The sequence below is a fragment of the Haloferax marisrubri genome (genome assembly GCF_001469875.2).
Lineage (GTDB): Archaea > Halobacteriota > Halobacteria > Halobacteriales > Haloferacaceae > Haloferax > Haloferax marisrubri.
Genome location: NZ_LOPW02000018.1, coordinates 174,112 through 190,151 on the forward strand (window position 1 = coordinate 174,112; position 16,040 = coordinate 190,151).

Here is a 16,040-nt window from a genome sequence, read left to right on the forward strand (position 1 = left end):
GGTCGACGAACCACTCGGGTCGGTTGCGCCCGAAGACCGACCTAACTGAGTCGGACGACGGCGCCCCGGCCGGCGAAGTAGACGCCGCCCTCGGCGACGCTCGGGCCGATGTCGAAGCGCTGGCGTTTGCCCGCCGCCAGCTCTTGTCGCGTGTTTCCGGTGGGGGCGTCGAGGACGGTTATCGCACCCCCGCTGTCGTCGTGCGTCGGGACGAACACGGTCCCCGCGCCGACGGCGATGCCGCTCGCGTAGCTTCCGGCGTAGTTTCGGTTGTCCCAGCAGCGGGTCCCGTCGGCCAACGCGAGCGTGACCAACCGGTCGTCGGTCGCGACGTACACCCGGCTGCCGTCGGTCGCGATGGTCTCGGGCCGCCTCGGTCGACTCTCGCCGCCCGCCCGCTGCGGTTCGAGTCGATAGCGCCAGCGCTCCGCGCCCGTCTCGGCGTCGAGTCCGAGCACGCTCCCGGCACCGGTCCCGACGAGGACGGTTCCCTCGACCACCGAGACGTTGCACGCGATTCGGGCGCTCGTCTTCGCGCGCCAGCGCTCCGTCCCGTCGGCCGTCGCCAGCGCCCGGACGTAGGTGTCGTCGCCGGCGGTGTAGACGGTGTCGCCGGCGACGGCGGGCGTCGAGTCGGAGGGGAATCCGGTCGCGGCCCGCCAGCGGGTCTCGCCGGTCGAACGCGACAGCGCGTGAGTCGCGACGCCCGCTTGGACGTAGACGGTGTCGCCCGCGACGATGGGGCTCGCGCCGAAGATGCCGCCGCCGAGTCCCTCCCGCTTCCAGCGTCGGTCACCCGTCGCCGCGTCGAAGGCGTGGGTCTCCTCGCGGGTCACGACGACGAGCGTTCCGTCGCCGACTGCGGGCGCGGGCTCGGGGTCGGTGAGCGGTCTGGTCCACGTTCGCTCGCCCGTGTCGGCGTCGACCGCGGAGAGTTCGTCGTCCATGTCGTGGACGTAGACGGTGCCGTCGGCGACGACCGGGACGTGGTGGCCCACGTAGGTCTCCACGGGCACCGTCCAATCGACGGCGAGGTCGCCCTCGGGGACGGCCTCGGACGCGACGGCCCCGGTGTTCGTCGTCGGACCCATCACGCCGCGCCAGTCCGCGGTCGCCGGCTCGACGGGGTCGTACTCGGGGCACTCCCCGCTCGTCGGGTTGTGCTCCGACCGCGTTCCGAGACAGCCCGCCGCGCCGACGGCGGCGGCGCTTCCGAGACTCGCCAAGAGTCGACGCCGAGTCGGTCGCTGGCCGGTGTCGGTCATGCGACCTTCACCACCCCGTGGTGCGCGTGGGTCAGATACATCGCTTCCTCGGTGATGACCGGCGACGCCATCGGTCGCCTGTAGTACGGTTCGGCGAAGTAGTTCCCCGACTGGAGCCACTCGTCGGCGTCGCCGCCCCACAGCCGCGTCCCGTCGGCGGCGTCGACGGCTCCGGTTCGGAGGTAGACTCGCCCGTCGGCGACGGGCGGGCGAGCGAGATACGGGAGCTCCGTCGGGTCGCGGTCGTGGCTCGGCGGCGCTTCGTTCACCACGCGCCAGCGCTCGACGCCATCGGTCCGGGAGAGCGCGTAGAGGTTCTTCGCGCCGACGTAGACTCGCTCGCCGTCGACCGTCGGCGGGCCGGCGGCCTCCGAGCCGGTCACGAACCGCCAGCGCTCCTTGCCGGTGTCGGCGTCGAGCGCGTAGACGGTTCCGCCGACGGTCGCGTACAGCGTGTCGTCGGTGACGGCGAGGCCGTTGGGCGACCGGCCGTACCGGCCGTCGAGCACCGTCCGCCAGCGCCGCCCGCCGCCGTGGTCGTAGCCGAGGACGACGACCGCCTCGCGCTCCCGCTCGAACGGCGTGAAGGCGGCGTAGACGCCGCGGTCGTCGGCGACGGGCATCGTCGTCTCGACCGGCTCGTCCGGGCCGACGAGGAGTTCGAGCGCCCCCGGCCGGTCGGCGGTCCACAACCGGTTCCCGTCGCTTCCGACGGCGTGCAGGCGGCCGTTCCCGCTTTCGACGTACAGTCTGTTCCCGTACGCCGTCGGGGTTCCCAGCCGGCCGCCGAGGTCCGCGGTCCACTCGCTCGACCCGTCTCTTCCGACGGCGTGGAGGGTGCCGTCGTAGCCTCCGACGACGACGATTCCCGGGTCGTCGCCGACGACCGCGGGGCCGCCGCTGAGCCCGTCCGGGAAGCCTTCGACCCACCGGACCGACCCGGACTCGGCGTCAATCGCGGCCAGCGGGCTGGTGAAGTCGTCCGGCCTGTAATAGTGGGTAGCGAGTCCGGTGACGTAGACGGCCCCGTCGGCGACGACCGGCGGGGCGAGCGCGCCGTAGAGCGGCGGGTCGAGGCTCCCCCGCGAGACGCTCCACGAGACGGTTCCCTCGTGCGGGCCGGCCGGTGCGTGGCCCGTCGCCTGCGGGTCGTAGCCGGTGGTCGGCCACGCCGTCGTCGGCGCGTCGAACGTCGCGTCCGGAGACGGTGGTGAGCCACCGCACCCGGCGACCCCGCCCGCGAGCGCGACTCCGCCGGCGGCCAGTACCTCGCGTCTGGAGAGCATACGACCGCCGTCTCGGCGCGGGATAAAAACCTTCGTGGCTCCTCGCTCGAAGGGTTCGCCGGCCGCGGCCGGTCGCGCCGCCGTCGAAACCAACAGGAGTATTATCAGCCGGACCACACGTCCTCGCTGATGCCCTCCTATTCGAGACGCGACGCGCTGAAGGCTCTCCCGGCGCTCGCCGCTGGCCTCGCCGGCTGTGCGAGCCTCACGGGCCGCGACGACTCGCTTCCGATGCCGACCGCGTGGACGGCGGGCGTTCGGACTCCGACCCGCGCCCTGCGCCCGCCGTCCGGCCCCCTGCTCGTCGGAACCGGGAGCCCGTTTCACGCCGACCCGATGGTGTCCGCGCTCGACCCCGAGACCGGCGAGGAGCGCTGGGCGGTGACCGGCCGGAAGGGCTACCGCTCTCCCCTCGGCGTCGACGACCGGAACGCGTACCTGTTCTCGAAGGCGGGACGGGCCACGGCGGTCGATTACGAGGCGGGCGAGCGAGCATGGAACATCGGGCTGACGGGCGTCGGTAGCGCCGACCCGGGCGTCGTTCAGTACCCGCCGGTCGTCGCCGACGACACCGTCGTCTTCCCCATCTCGGGCACGGAAAACGACGTGGTGGACCGACTGCTCGGGCTGTCCCGCGAGGACGGCGAGCGGCGTTTTCGCGCCGAACTTCCGGCGTCGCTGGCCGGCGCGCCCGCGTCCGCACCCGCCGGAGGCGGCTCCCAAGCCGGCGTCGTCGCGCCCATTCTGGACGGAACAGTCCGCCGGTTCGCCACGGATGAGTCCGAATCGTGGCGCGCCGACGTGGGGGCGTCCCCGTCGTCGGTGGCGGTCGCCGGCGACACCGCCTTCGTCGGGAGCGCGACCGAGGAACTGTTGGCGCTCGACGCGGCGACCGGCGAGCTTCGGTGGCGCGGGTCGCTCCGAAACACCGTGTTCGCCCGGCCGCTCGTCTCCGACGGCCGCGTGTACGTCGGCGGCGCGGACTACTTCCTGTACGCCTTCGACGCCGAGACGGGAACCCGACTGTGGCGGCGCGAACTGGCCGGCCCCGTGACCTGCGGACCGACCCGCGTCGGCGACCGACTGGTGACCGTCGTGGGGTCGGACCTCCTCGTCCGGGGGCACAGCGGGACCGTCCCGTTCGAACCGACCGCGCTGTACGTCCACGCGACCGACGGCACCCTCCTCGGCGAGTACCGGTTCGAGGGCTACCTCGACGGCGGCACGGTGAACTGGGTCGTCGCCGCGGGCGACGGCGTCTACGTCGGACAGGAGTGGCAACTCGCTCGCCTCGACGCGGAGGTGCTCGATGCCGAGTGAGCGTCCGGAGCGGACGGGTTCGGCCGGAAGCCGGGAGCAAACCGTCACCCGCCGCGAGGTGCTCGGGACGCTCGCGGCCGTCGGCTCGCTCTCCGTCGCCGGCTGTAGCTCGATTCCCGGACTCGGCGGGAGACGACCGGTCTGGCGACGCGATATCGACGGGGCGTTCATGGCCGGCCCGCCCGCCGTCACCGACGAACTGGTCCTCGCCGGGATGCAGGACAAGGCGTTGTACGGCCTGCGGCGCGAGGATGGGTCGACCGCCGTCCGGTTCGAGACCGGCGGCCCGATAGAGACGCGACCCGTCGCCCCGCCGTCCGGCGGCCCGTACCACGTCCACAGCACCGACGGCGACCTCTACGCCGTCGATTCCTCGGGCGACGAACTGTGGCGCGACGAGGGCACGGCCCATCGAGCGAGACTCGTCCGCACCGAGTCGCTCGTCGCCGAACTCGATTTCGCCGGCCCCGAGAACACGCTCACCGGATACGACCCACAGACTGGCGACCGACGCTTCCAACGGGCGGTTTCGTCGTACTCCCTCGACGGTGTCGCCGACGACTCGGTCGTGGTTCGCGTGCCGGTGAGCGAGACTGAATCGCGCGTCGTCTCGCTCTCGCCGGCGGACGGGAGCGTCCGGTGGCGGACCGAATCCCAGCCGCGGCACCCCGCGGTCGTCGCGGACTCCCGACTCGCCGTCGCCGTGTGGGACGGGACGCTGGTGGCCTACGAACCGTCGAACGGGAGCGTTCGCTGGCGAACCTCTGTCAGCAGCCCCGGGCGCACGATGGTCCTCGGGTCGCAGTTGTACCTTTCCCACGACCGACCGGACGGGCACGCGGAACTGCTCGCGTTCGACCGGAAGACGGGCGAGAAGCGGTGGGCGAATCCCGTGGGCTATCAGATCCGGTCGGTCGAGGCCACGGACGACGCGGTGTTCGTCGGGAGCCGCGTCGACGACCCCGACGGCGGGATTCTCGGCCGAGTCGACTGCTTCGGCCTCGACGGCACGCGGCGGTGGCAGACCGTAACCGGACTCCCGTCGCTGGACTCGCTCGCCGTCACGGGCTCCCGCGTCGTCGCCGGCTGGGACCGGGGCTTCGAGGTGCTTTCCCGGGAGTCGGGCCAGACGCGGTGGTCGTACGAACCAGACTCGCACAGCCGACTCTCTCTCCGCGTCGAGCCGTCGTCGGTGTTCGTCTCGTACGTCGACGACGGCGCAGTCGCGCGGTTCCCGCTGGAGTGACCGCGAGGACGACGCGGCTCGTTGCCTCGCGTCGCTTCGACTCGACTACGCGGCCACCGCGGCACGCCGGTAGTGGATGAGTGCCGTCGCACCGGCGACCAGCCCAACAGCGATAGTCACGCCGTGGAACGCCACCGGAGGGACCGCCTCGACGACCCCAGCCGAGGACGTGGCGACCAGCGTTGTTCGGACGGCGTCGAGCCCCACTTCGGCCGCGAGAAGTGGCGCGAGCAGGAACGTTGCTCCGACCTCCGCGCTCCACCTCGTCGGGTTTCGGTCGCGGCGTCTCGCGTGTCGATACGTCGCGGCCGCGGTCACACTCCCAAGGAGCGCCGCCGCGGCAAGCGTAATCGGGCTCACGGTTCTGTCGTCGCTCCGCGAAAATGTAGTCTTTTTGTCTGTTCTGTTCGGTGTCGACGACGCGGTCTCCCACCAACTTATTGACGTACCGAGGAGATACTTCGCTAACGAGGCACACGAACCGATGGACGACACACGTCACGCGCCCCCGCTGGAGCGCCTCGTCGAATCAGCCGAAAACCGCGCCTACGAGGCGGTGAGCGGGGCGCTCGGGGAGCTCCGAACGGCGTCGACCGAGGACCGAAAACGGGCGCTCCGAGAGCTTCGGCGCCTCGCCGACGACCGGCCGACCGCGTTCGAGTCGGTCCTCCCCGCCGTCACGCCCTTTCTCACCGACGACGACCGCGCCGTCCGTCTGTTGACCGCGAAGGCGCTCGTCGCGGTCGCGGAGGCCGCTCCCGACGCGGTCGCTCCCGCCGTTCCGTCGCTCGCCGAGCGACTCGCCGACGAGGACGAGTTCTACTACGTCCGCGCCCGGTCGGCCGAGGCGCTGGGCTACGTCGCGCTCGAACACCCCGACGCGGTCGCCTCGCCGGAGGTGCTCGCGGACCTCCGCGTCGGTCTCTCGTTCGACGAACCCGAGGTGAAACAGAAGCTGGCGAAGGCGCTCGAATGCGTGGCGCTCGGCGACCCCGGTCGACTTCGCCACCGCGTCTCGGCGCTCGCCGAACACCTCGACGACCGGGACGAACTCGTCCGCTATCACCTCTGTACGGCGGTGGCGGTCGTCGGCTGCGACGCGCCGGATTCGCTCGCCGAGGCTCGGACGGCGCTCTCGGCACGGCTCGCCGACGAGAACGCCTTCGTCCGGGGCCGCGCCGCCGAAGCGCTCGGACTGTCAGTCCGCGGGGGCGGCGAGGCGGTTCGGGTACCGGATTCGGTGCTCGACGCGGAATCCGACGAGGCGGCCGAGTTCGTCGCCGAACGGGTCCGCTTTCTCCGGGCGGCGTCGGAGGGAGAATCACTGGAGTCACCGGCCGAAGGCGTTGGGTCGCTGGCCGGCGTTCGGGGCACGACCGACGACGCGGTCGACGAGATTACGTCGCCAGACGCCGACGGGAAGTGCCCCCACTGCGGCGTCGACCTCCCCGAGGGCGCGCCGCCGATGTGTCCGAGCTGTGGCGCTCCGTACTGAGCGAGCGCGCGATTACTTCCGGTAGCCTCCGGGAGTTACTGCGTCTCGCCGTCGCCGACGGCGAGGTTGCCGGGTCGCTTCAGTCGTCTGCGTCGGCCGTCGTCTCGGTCTCTAACTCGGCTGAAACGGGGGGAAGGCCGTGGGCGAGCGCGCCGCCCGACGCCGTATCGAAGAGGTGGACGTTCCCCCGGTCTATCACCACTTCGACGTCCGTGTCTTCTCGAATCGTCGAGTCGGGCTCAACGCTCATCAGCAACTGGTCATCAGCCCCTGACTGGTCCATCGAGGTTCGGCCTTCGCCCAACAGCATGTACGCGAATATCTCGTCGCCCATCGGTTCGAGAATATCGACGCGCTCGATATGGCGTGGTCCCCCGACGAGGGTATCTACGCGCTCCGATTAGACGACGGTGACGGTAACTTGGACGACCGAGTCGACAGCACTACTTTCTCGCTCGTCGACGCCTATCTCGCCTACCGGGCCATCGAGGACATCGGCGAAACGCGACTGCGGCGGCTCGAGCGCCATCTCCACACCGCGTTCTCCAGGCTCTGGAAAGAGACCGACGACATCTCCGGACTCACGCGATTCGAGGGCGATACGTGGCGGCGGCGGGGGCAGGGAAGCGAGAAGGTTTGGACCGTCTCGACGGGCTGGGGCGCGTACGCGGCCGAGAAGTCGATTCGGCTCTTCTCGTCGACCGACGAATACGACCCCGAAAAATGGGCGGACCGGTTGTTCGACGAAATTGACCTCGACGGCAGTCTGTGCCTTCCATCGGGGTACCTCCCGGAGCAGTTCTTCGACACCGGCGCGCCGGACAGCGCGACGCCGTTGGGTTGGTCCCACGCCATTCGACTGGCCACGCACGCGTCCCGTGTCACCCGAGGTGCCCGCACCGAGTAGGGTTGTTACACTCGAACAACGGAGTTCGAGGCGGTCACGCGCCGGACAGCACCCTGTCTGTACTCCCATACTAAGGTTTATCCCCCGCCTTGGCCGAACACTTGGGTATGGTGGAAGACGAGGTGGTGGACAGCCTCATGCGGATCGGGCTCTCGGACAAGGAGTCGCGAGCATACGTGACGATACTCCGTAACGGGGCGACGACAATCCGGGTCGTCTCCGAAGAGGCTGACATCTCTAAGAGTTACGCGTACGATATCGTCGGAAAACTCGAGGAGCGCGACCTCATTGAAATCGACGACCACGTCCAACCGACGCAGTTACGAGCGATTCCGCCCGCAGAGGGTATCGACAATCTCGTTTCTCAACTACAGACCGTCGAGTCCCAGTTAGAGGACCTGTTTGACTCCGAGAGCTACGAACAGCAGAAGTTCAGTATCATCAAATCTCGACGGACGATACTCGCTCAGCTCAACAAGCTGATCGACGCCGCTGAATCCGAACTCGTTCTCGCACTTCCCGCATCGGTTCTTCATCGGGTCGAAGACTCGCTCAGAGATGCCCAGAGCCGGGGAGTATTTTGTATGCTTCTCGTCACGGAGTACGACGGCACGAGTTCGATCGACGGTGCGACCGCGAGTATCATCCAGACGTGGAGCGCCCCGGCACCAGTAACGCTGACCGTTGACCGGGGTGACGGTATCATCGCCTCGGCAGATGCGATACTGAACTCGAACTCGGATGAGTACGCCATCTATCACGCCGAGGAGCATATCGTCTCCTCGTTGTTCGACTCGTTTATCGCCAACTACTGGCCGATGGGCGAGCAGGTGCACGTCGGGTCGAAAAGCCAACTGCCGGCGACGTTCACGAGCTTCCGCCACGCGGTGTTCGACGCGACGCTACATCTGATGGACGGAGCTGTCGTCACGGCCGAGATGGACATCCGTCCCACCCAGAGTAACGCGGCGTTCGAGACGACTACTGGGACGATCGTGGCGGTGAAACAGAGCCTCGTCCGGCCCTTCTCGAACGACTTTCCGACTCAGGAGTCGTTCGTCGTTGAGACGTCTGACGACACGTTTACCGTCGGCGGCTCGAAGGCGTTCTTGGAGGACTTCGAGGCCCGACGCGTCGTCTTCCGGTCGGTCAGCGATACAGAACAGGAATAGCGTTTCCTGCACGTACTCACCGACCAGTCGCAGTGGACTGCCCCGCGTGGGACTCCTCGATTATCCTTCCGTCGGCTCGAGCCGACCTCCTTCGACGTCACTCGATTAGCACTAACGTCCGGTTTGCTCGTCCACGAACGAGACTCACCCTTCAGAACGCAGCTTTGACGCCGGCTGCTCCGCCGTCGGACTCCGGGACTGGTACTTATCTCACTCGCCTCGAAACACCCCCGTATGAGTAACAGCTCGCTTGGCCAACGGCCCGATTTCCAGGACCTGTTCGACCAGCTTGATGGGGTCGCGCTTTGGACGGTATCCGCGCCCGGCGAGTTCGACTACATTAGCGCTGGCTTCGAAGACATCTGGGGGATTCCACCCGAGGCGGTCATGGACGACATCGCGCTGTTGCTCGACGCCATCCATCCCGAGGACCGCGACCGGGTGCGACAGAATATCGAGGCCTCAGCCCAAGGGGCCCACGACGAGGCGTACGAGGGCCGCGTCGTTCGACCCGATGGGTCGATTCGCTGGGTGCTGACGCGGCAGGTGCTCCTCCGCGATGACGACGGTGACGTCTCGGAGGTCGTCGGCGTCTGTACGGACATCACGGAGCAGAAACGCCGGGAGCGAGAACTCGAACTGCTGAACCGAATCGTCCGCCACGATATCCGCAACGATATGGGGGTCGTACTCGGGTGGGCGGAGATGCTCGAAGACCACGTCGATGATGACAGGAGCGAGTACCTCCAGAAAATCCTCGACAGCGGTGAGCACGTCGTCGAACTGACCGAGGTCGCACGCGACTACGTGGAGACGATTGCATCGAACGAGAGTGTCACTATCGCGTCGGTACCGATTCGCTCGATTCTCGAAACCGAGCTATCGATTCGCAGGGAGTCTTTCCCGGAGGCCACGTTCGTGGTCGAGGGAACGCTCCCCGACGTCGAGGTCGCCGGAAATAGCATGCTCAGTTCGGTGTTTCGGAACCTCCTGAACAACGCCGTCCAACACAACGACAAGGACGCGCCTCGCGTCGAGATCTCGTGTACGGCCCGAGACGACGACGTCGAGGTTCGAATCGCCGACAACGGGCCGGGCATCCCGGACGACAGGAAAGAACTCGCGTTCGGAAAAGGTGACCGAGGTCTCGGGAGCCCCGGCACGGGTATCGGACTCTACCTCGTCGACACCCTGGTCACGCAGTACGGCGGTTCGGTCCGGGTCGAAGACAACGAACCGACGGGTGCTGTCTTCGTCGTCGAACTCCCGTGCACCGACTGACTCGACCGCGGTTTCTGTGGTACAGTACGACATCGCCGTTGAGTGGGGGCGCCGCGCGACGTCGCCGGTGAGGCAGGAGAATTCGGTGACGTGTTAGAGATTCACTCGCCGCCGAGACGCGCCGGTGGGACGACGCCCGGCCGGCCGAGTCGGAAGCGGTCGCCGACTTCGACCTCCTCGATCACGTGCGGGTACTCGAACGTCGTCGCGGCCTTCGAGAGCGCGCCGGGGTCCGCGTGAATCGACCGCCAGCGCCGCCAGTGCTCGGGAATCAGGCGGTCGATGCCGAGCGCGTTCGTGGCCTCGATGATTTCGTCCGCGTCGTTGTAGAGCTTGCGCGTGATGACCTCGCCGTCTTGGACGACGCGGGCGTCGGTTCCGTAGGAGAGCATCCCGAGGTCGATGTCGAACTCCGCACCGATCTCGTGGAACGCCTCGCAGGGCCGGTTGTCGCCGCCGTGGAAGATGGTTCCCGTCTCGTGCTCGATAACGTACGTCACCGTGCCGGTCGCGTCCGGGTCGTACCCGCCTCTGACGTGGACGGTGAGGTCGCCGACCTCGTAGCTGTCGCCGGGTTCGACGGCCGTCCGCTTGTCCTCGTCGATCGCGCTCACGTCGAAGTTCTCGTAGCACTCGACGGGCGCGTGGACGTCGCCGCCGTGGTCGAGAAGCGGGCCGAACGAGGGCGGCCAGAAGTGGTCGCGGTGGTCGTGGGTGCAGAAGACCGCGTCGCAGGCGTCCGCCCACTGCGGCTCCATCGGCACCGGCGACATCCGAGCGACGTACTCGCGGTCCCGCTCGGTACTGAAGTAGGGGTCGATGTAGATGGCGGTCTCCGGCGTCCGTATCGCCCAGCCGGCGACGCCGAGATACCACAGCGAGACTCCCTCCTCGACGTCGACGCCGTTGAGTTCCTCCCGGGCCCACCATTCGCCCCAATCGCTCGTAATCGTCATCGTACGCTCCGCGCCGCGCTGCCGGATTCGCCGTGATAGTACATGTGACAGCGGTCCGCACGGGGCCTGTAAAAGCTTCCGGCGTGGGGCTCAGTCGTCGACATCAGCGAACGTGACTCCCGTAATCTCGAATCGTGCCCCGCCGGCGTCAGAGTCGGCGACGCTAACGTCCCATCCGTGGGCCTCGGCGACCTGCTTGACGATTGCGAGCCCGAATCCGGTACCCGTACGCGAGGTTGTGCGGCCGGCTTCGAAGATGGTGTCGCGGCGCTCGGCTGGGATGCCGACACCGTCGTCCTCGACGTAGAAGCCGTCCGGAAGTTCACCAACTGTCACCGCCACGCCGTCTCCACCGTGTTCGATGCTGTTCCTGACGAGGTTCTCGACGAGCTGTTGGAGCCGACTTCGGTCAGCGATGACCGTCGCCGTCACGTCCGTCTGGAGTTCAGCGCCGGCCGTTTCGATGGTCTCCCAGCAGTCGGAGACGAGCGGACCCAAGGACACCGGTTCCAGTTCACCGACGTTGTCGCCCTTTCGGGCGAGCGTGAGCAGGTCTTCGATGAGGTCGTCGATGCGGTTCAACGCCCGCGCGGCGGTCGCAAGACGGTCGCTTTCGTGGTCTTGGCGGGCCAGTTCCACGTTCCCAGCAGCCACGTTCAGCGGGTTCCGGAGGTCGTGGCTGACGACGCTCGCAAACTCGCTCAGCCGCTCGTTTTGGCGCTGGAGCTGTTGCTCTCGCTTTCGCTGTTCGGTCGTGTCGCGATACATCCAGAGGTGGCCGGTCCCCTCGGGGAGTTCGATCGGTTCGTAGCTTCGGTTGAGCGTCCGACCGTTCGTCAGAGCGACTGTCTCGTTGTGGATCGACTCTGTCCCGGCGATCAGTTCGTCGACGCGCTCGACGAAGCCCTCCGAGTCAACCGCGAGTTCGCTGGCCATCTGCGCCAGTTCCCGACAGTCTGCGCCGATGAGTTCCGTCGACGGTTCCGAGACATCGAACAGTTCGAGCAGTCGCTCGTTAATGGCGAGGACGGTTCGGTCGCTGTTTTCGGCGAGGACGCCGACCGGGAGCGACCGAATGAGCGTCGAGAGCAGGGCGTTGGTCCGTTCGAGTTCGTCCTCACGGTGGGTTCGTTCGGTCACGTCCTGGAACAACGAGATGATGCCGACGACCGCACCGTCGTCGTTAGTGATGGTTCGGTTGTGCCACTCACAGCGGATGTGTTCGCCGTCCTTTCGGACGTTCTCGTCGATGCTGTGGTAGCCGCCCTCCGCGACTGCAAGCTGGTCTGTCACGGCGTCGACGTTGTCGTAACTATCGTCCGCGACGATGAGTTCCCAGCTGTGGCCGCGGAGTTCCGCTTCGGTATAGCCCAGAATCTCCTCGCCGCGCTCGTTGAGCCCGACGATTTGGAAGTCGCTGTCGTACTCGAGGACGCCGAGCGGAGACTGTTCGATGAACAGGGAGAGGCGTTGTTCGCTCGTCTCGAGCGCGCGCTGTGAGCGGTACTGCTCGACCGCGTTTTCGATACGGTTGGCGAGTACGGTGTACTGGCTGGTCCCGTGTTCCTTCTGGAGGTACTCGGTGACGCCCGCGGAGATTGCGTCGCTCGCGACCTCCTCGCTTCCCTTGCCAGTAAAGAGGATGAAGGGGAGGTCCGGCGCGTCCTCGCGGAGGGCTTCGAGGAAATCCAATCCGTCGCGCTCGGGCATGTCGTAGTCCGAGACGACGCAGTCGAACTCCGTGTCTGCCACGCGGTCGAGCCCCTCGGCGACCGAGGTGGCCGTCTCGACCCGGAACCGGTCGTGTTCCCGTTCGAGGAACGTCGCCGTTAGTTCGGTGAAGTCCTCGTCGTCGTCGACGTACAAGACGACCACCTCGTCCACTAACTCGCTCATATCTATCCCGCTTGAATGTTCGCTAAGTAGATACTTAAGGGTGGGCGCGGTCGGAGGAACACGACTCTCCCGTGTCGGAGTAGTTGACCTCCACGCTCAGCGTGACCCGACGAGTCCCAAGAGGGTGATGAGCGCCCGGACATCGAGAAGTGGAACGCAAGTAAACTAGTGTCATTTCACCTCGCTTTTCACGACCGCCAGTAGGACGGCGTCAGTAACACCAGCACCGGAATGATTTCGATCCGACCGACCCACATGAGGAAGGTCATCACGATCTTCGTCGACTGCGGGAACGGCTCGTAGCTCTCGAGTGGTCCCGCGATTCCGAACGCCGGCCCGACATTGAAGAACGTGGCTGCCGCAGCGCTCATGGCCTCGAATTCGGTGACTGACAGCTGTACTCGGGATGCGTCGACGACGACGAAGATTGTCGCGACGATGAAGAACACGAGACTAACCAGTGTGTAGGCGTAGATGTCCCGAACCGTCTCTTCGTCGACGACGTTCCCACTGTGGCGGACTGGTCGGACCGCGCTCGGATTCGAGGCGGTAAACAGGTCTCGACTGAACGCTTTCACAACGACGAGCCACCGGAGCGTCTTGATCGAACAGGTCGTACTACCGGCCATCCCACCGATGAACATACAGACGAACAGGAGATGTTTGGCCGCTGCCGACCAGAGGTTGAAATCCGTACTCGCGTAACCTGTCGTCGTCATTATCGAAACGACCTGAAAGAGTGCGTGCCGAGCTATCTGTTCGAGGCTTGTATAGGGAGCACCGTCAACCAACAACACCCCCCCGACACCGACCGTGAAGAACCCGAGCAGTCCGACGTAAAAGCGGAATTCGTCACTATTGCGGAGTCGGTCGAAGTTCCCCTGAAAGGCGAAGTACAGTAGAATGAAACTCGTGGCACCGATTGCCATGAACGGGATAATCGCCCACTGAACGGCGGGCGAGAAGGCAGCGATGCTGTCGCCACGGGGTGAAAAGCCACTCGTCGAGATGGTCGTAAACGCATGCGCTACAGCGTCGTACAGCGTCATCTCCGGCGCGTATCCGATCAAATGGAGTCCGTAGAGAACTGCCACCTGGAGCCCGGTCAGGCCGATATAGATCTTCCAGAGAAGGGCTGCTGTTTCCGAAATTCGGGGTGTGAGCTTGTTGACGTCCTGAATCTGGGTTTCGGTCTCCATGAGCTGTGCACCGCCGACGGACAGTTGGGAGAGGACAGCCGTCGCCAGAACGAGAATACCGAGTCCACCGAGCCATTGCAGGACCGCTCGCCACATGAGGATGGCCCGTGAGTGGCGTTCGAAATCCACGATGACCGTTGCTCCGGTCGTCGTGATTCCGCTCATACTCTCGAATAGGGCGTTCACCGGCGTTACAAGCATTCCCTCGCCGGCAAGAACAAATGGGACCGCACCGACGAGCGCAATGCTCAACCACGTCAGCGAGACCATCAGAAACGCTTCCCGCGCTCGGAGGTCACGCTTGTCGGTGAGCTGTTCGAGCCCGACCCCGAGGAGTGCTGTCCCAAGTATCGGGAAGATGAACGGGAGCAGCGCCGTTCCGTCGTAGAGGGCGATTCCAAGCGGAAGGAGGAGTGGTACCCACAGCCATTTGAGAATCGTCCCGACCAGTCGACAGCTAACCCGCCAATCGACGCGAATTCTCATACGAGCTCCATAACGCGAGAGAGGACGTCTGCGGCTACGAAGAGAACGACGTGGTCACCTGCGTTGATGACGGTCCCGCCACGGGGAACGATGAACTCCTGATCGCGAGTGATCGCACCGATAACCACATCGGATGGAAGCTCAGCAACGCTCTCGTGGATGGGGCGTCCCGCGAGCACGCTTGCCTCGTCGACCTCGATCTCTAGCACTTCTGCCTGGCGACCTTCGATGAGCGAGAGGTTTTCGACCTGTCCCTCCTGTGTGAAGCGGACGATTTCCTCCGCGGTCGCTTCACGGGGGTTGATCGCGACGTCGGTTCCGACCGCTTCGAATAAGCTTGCGTACTGCCCTTGTTCGACGACGGCGACCGTACGAGCGACACCGATGTTCTTTGCGAGCAACGAGACCAAGAGATTCTTTTCGTCGCTGTCGGTCGCTGCGATGACTGCGTCCGCCCGGTCGATGTGTTCACCGACAAGGAAGTCCACGTCCGTCGCGTCGTGTACCATCACGATTGTTCCGGGAAGGTCTTCGGCGAGTTGACGGCCGCGATCCGCGTCTTGTTCGATCAGACGAGGTTCGAGGCCGCGCTCTTCGAGCAACCTAGCCGTGTGGTACCCGATGTCACTCCCACCAACGACGACGATATCACGAGCCTCATCTGAGGTTTCAGCTGAGGCAACAGTTTTCGAAAACGCTTGGACGCTCTCTGGACTGCCGATGACGATCACTCTGTTTCCGGCTTCGATTCGTGTCTGTCCACGGGCGATTACGACATCGCCCTCCTGAACTAGTGCTGCGAACGTGAGCGCATCGAACTTGTCCGCCTCTTCGACGGTCTGTCCTTCGATTTCACAATCTGCCGCCACCTCGAACTCGGCCATCTGGACGAGTCCACCGGCGAACGGGTCGACGTCGACGGCGGCCGGAAGCCCGACGACGCGGACGATATCGTTGGCCGTCAGTAGGTTCGTCGAGACCATGAAATCAACCCCGAACGCCCTCTCTGATCGCGTCCACGTATCGAGGAAGTTCGCGTTCCGGACCCGAGCAATAGTGAAGACATCGCCCGTTGTCTTCGCCGTCCCGCAGGTGACTAAGTTCGTCTCGTCGTCGTCCGTGCTGGCGATGAGCATATCTGCCTCGGCGATGCCTGCCTCTTCGAGTATTCTCAGCGAGGTCCCATCCCCTTTAATCGCCAATATATCACTCGAATACGTGAGGTCCTCGACTTTCTCTGGATCAATATCGATGACGATGACGTCGTGACTCTCAGCGAGACTGACCGCAATGTTCGCTCCGACTTCACCGGCCCCGACGACGATCACGCGCATGGCTGTCCTCTCGACGTAACCATTGGGATACCTAACGGATGGGGCCTACTAAAAGCCGTTCACGACATTTCGGGTCTGGTCTTCTGAGATGGAACATTCTTGGGTACTGTCCAGATAAGGAATGGGCGAGTAGTCTTGGTTGTGAGACACAATAGGCCTCTCACAAAAGTGAGTATCGACGTCGCGCTGTTCAAGCA

The 16,040-nt window shown here is 65.6% G+C and carries 12 protein-coding genes and 2 pseudogenes; 6 read left to right on the forward strand and 8 right to left on the reverse strand.

The annotated features are described in order from the left end of the window. Window positions 1-41 precede the first annotated feature (41 nt). Complete coding sequence (locus tag AUR65_RS15695) at window positions 42-1,265, reverse strand: outer membrane protein assembly factor BamB family protein (RefSeq protein ID WP_050460100.1); 1,224 nt, start codon at window positions 1,263-1,265, stop codon at window positions 42-44. After that, entirely contained in the window at window positions 1,262-2,551 is a 1,290-nt protein-coding gene (locus AUR65_RS15700) for an outer membrane protein assembly factor BamB family protein (protein ID WP_058567782.1), read from the reverse strand. Before AUR65_RS15700 ends, AUR65_RS15695 begins: the two co-directional genes overlap by 4 nt. Window positions 2,552-2,680: 129 nt before the next feature. Between AUR65_RS15700 and AUR65_RS15705 the strand changes: the two genes are divergently transcribed. Together AUR65_RS15705 and AUR65_RS15710 are read left to right on the forward strand one after the other, a co-directional pair. After that, complete coding sequence (locus tag AUR65_RS15705; protein WP_058567783.1) at window positions 2,681-3,871, forward strand: PQQ-binding-like beta-propeller repeat protein; 1,191 nt, start codon at window positions 2,681-2,683, stop codon at window positions 3,869-3,871. Next, window positions 3,861-5,117 carry an outer membrane protein assembly factor BamB family protein gene (locus AUR65_RS15710; protein ID WP_058567784.1) on the forward strand — a complete coding sequence of 419 codons (1,257 nt, stop codon included), beginning with the start codon at window positions 3,861-3,863 and terminating at the stop codon, window positions 5,115-5,117. The genes AUR65_RS15705 and AUR65_RS15710 overlap by 11 nt, the downstream gene beginning before the upstream one ends. A gap of 45 nt (window positions 5,118-5,162) precedes the next feature. Here the strand turns inward: AUR65_RS15710 and AUR65_RS15715 are convergent, their stop codons facing one another. Next, window positions 5,163-5,477, reverse strand: a complete 315-nt coding sequence (locus AUR65_RS15715; RefSeq protein WP_233194391.1) for a hypothetical protein — start codon at window positions 5,475-5,477, stop codon at window positions 5,163-5,165. 124 nt (window positions 5,478-5,601) lie between these two features. On the opposite strand from AUR65_RS15715, the gene AUR65_RS15720 reads away from it, so the two are divergent. After that, on the forward strand, window positions 5,602-6,612 hold the full coding sequence (locus AUR65_RS15720) for a HEAT repeat domain-containing protein (RefSeq protein WP_058567785.1): 1,011 nt from the start codon (window positions 5,602-5,604) through the stop codon (window positions 6,610-6,612). A gap of 79 nt (window positions 6,613-6,691) precedes the next feature. On the opposite strand, the pseudogene AUR65_RS15725 reads toward AUR65_RS15720, so the two are convergent. Then, window positions 6,692-6,967: pseudogene (locus AUR65_RS15725) on the reverse strand (ABC transporter ATP-binding protein); the annotation flags it as partial. On the opposite strand from AUR65_RS15725, the pseudogene AUR65_RS15730 reads away from it, so the two are divergent. From AUR65_RS15730 to AUR65_RS15740, 3 genes and pseudogenes are all read left to right on the forward strand, one after another. Then, window positions 6,959-7,519: pseudogene (locus AUR65_RS15730) on the forward strand (glucan 1,4-alpha-glucosidase); the annotation flags it as partial. The pseudogenes AUR65_RS15725 and AUR65_RS15730 overlap by 9 nt on opposite strands. Window positions 7,520-7,626: 107 nt before the next feature. Further along, window positions 7,627-8,691, forward strand: a complete 1,065-nt coding sequence (locus tag AUR65_RS15735) for a TrmB family transcriptional regulator (RefSeq protein ID WP_050460107.1) — start codon at window positions 7,627-7,629, stop codon at window positions 8,689-8,691. Between the two features lie 234 nt (window positions 8,692-8,925). Beyond that, the gene (locus AUR65_RS15740) at window positions 8,926-9,972 is read left to right on the forward strand and encodes a PAS domain-containing sensor histidine kinase (protein ID WP_058567787.1); all 1,047 of its coding nucleotides are present in this window, start codon (window positions 8,926-8,928) and stop codon (window positions 9,970-9,972) included. Between the two features lie 101 nt (window positions 9,973-10,073). Here AUR65_RS15740 and AUR65_RS15745 read toward each other — a convergent pair whose 3' ends face one another. From AUR65_RS15745 to trkA, 4 genes are all read right to left on the reverse strand, one after another. Continuing rightward, complete coding sequence (locus tag AUR65_RS15745; RefSeq protein ID WP_004971943.1) at window positions 10,074-10,928, reverse strand: MBL fold metallo-hydrolase; 855 nt, start codon at window positions 10,926-10,928, stop codon at window positions 10,074-10,076. Between the two features lie 90 nt (window positions 10,929-11,018). Beyond that, window positions 11,019-12,824, reverse strand: a complete 1,806-nt coding sequence (locus AUR65_RS15750; RefSeq protein WP_004971942.1) for a hybrid sensor histidine kinase/response regulator — start codon at window positions 12,822-12,824, stop codon at window positions 11,019-11,021. A gap of 188 nt (window positions 12,825-13,012) precedes the next feature. After that, complete coding sequence (locus AUR65_RS15755) at window positions 13,013-14,509, reverse strand: TrkH family potassium uptake protein (RefSeq protein WP_008096858.1); 1,497 nt, start codon at window positions 14,507-14,509, stop codon at window positions 13,013-13,015. Continuing rightward, window positions 14,506-15,843, reverse strand: a complete 1,338-nt coding sequence (gene trkA / locus AUR65_RS15760) for a Trk system potassium transporter TrkA (RefSeq protein WP_058567788.1) — start codon at window positions 15,841-15,843, stop codon at window positions 14,506-14,508. Before trkA ends, AUR65_RS15755 begins: the two co-directional genes overlap by 4 nt. Window positions 15,844-16,040 lie beyond the last annotated feature (197 nt).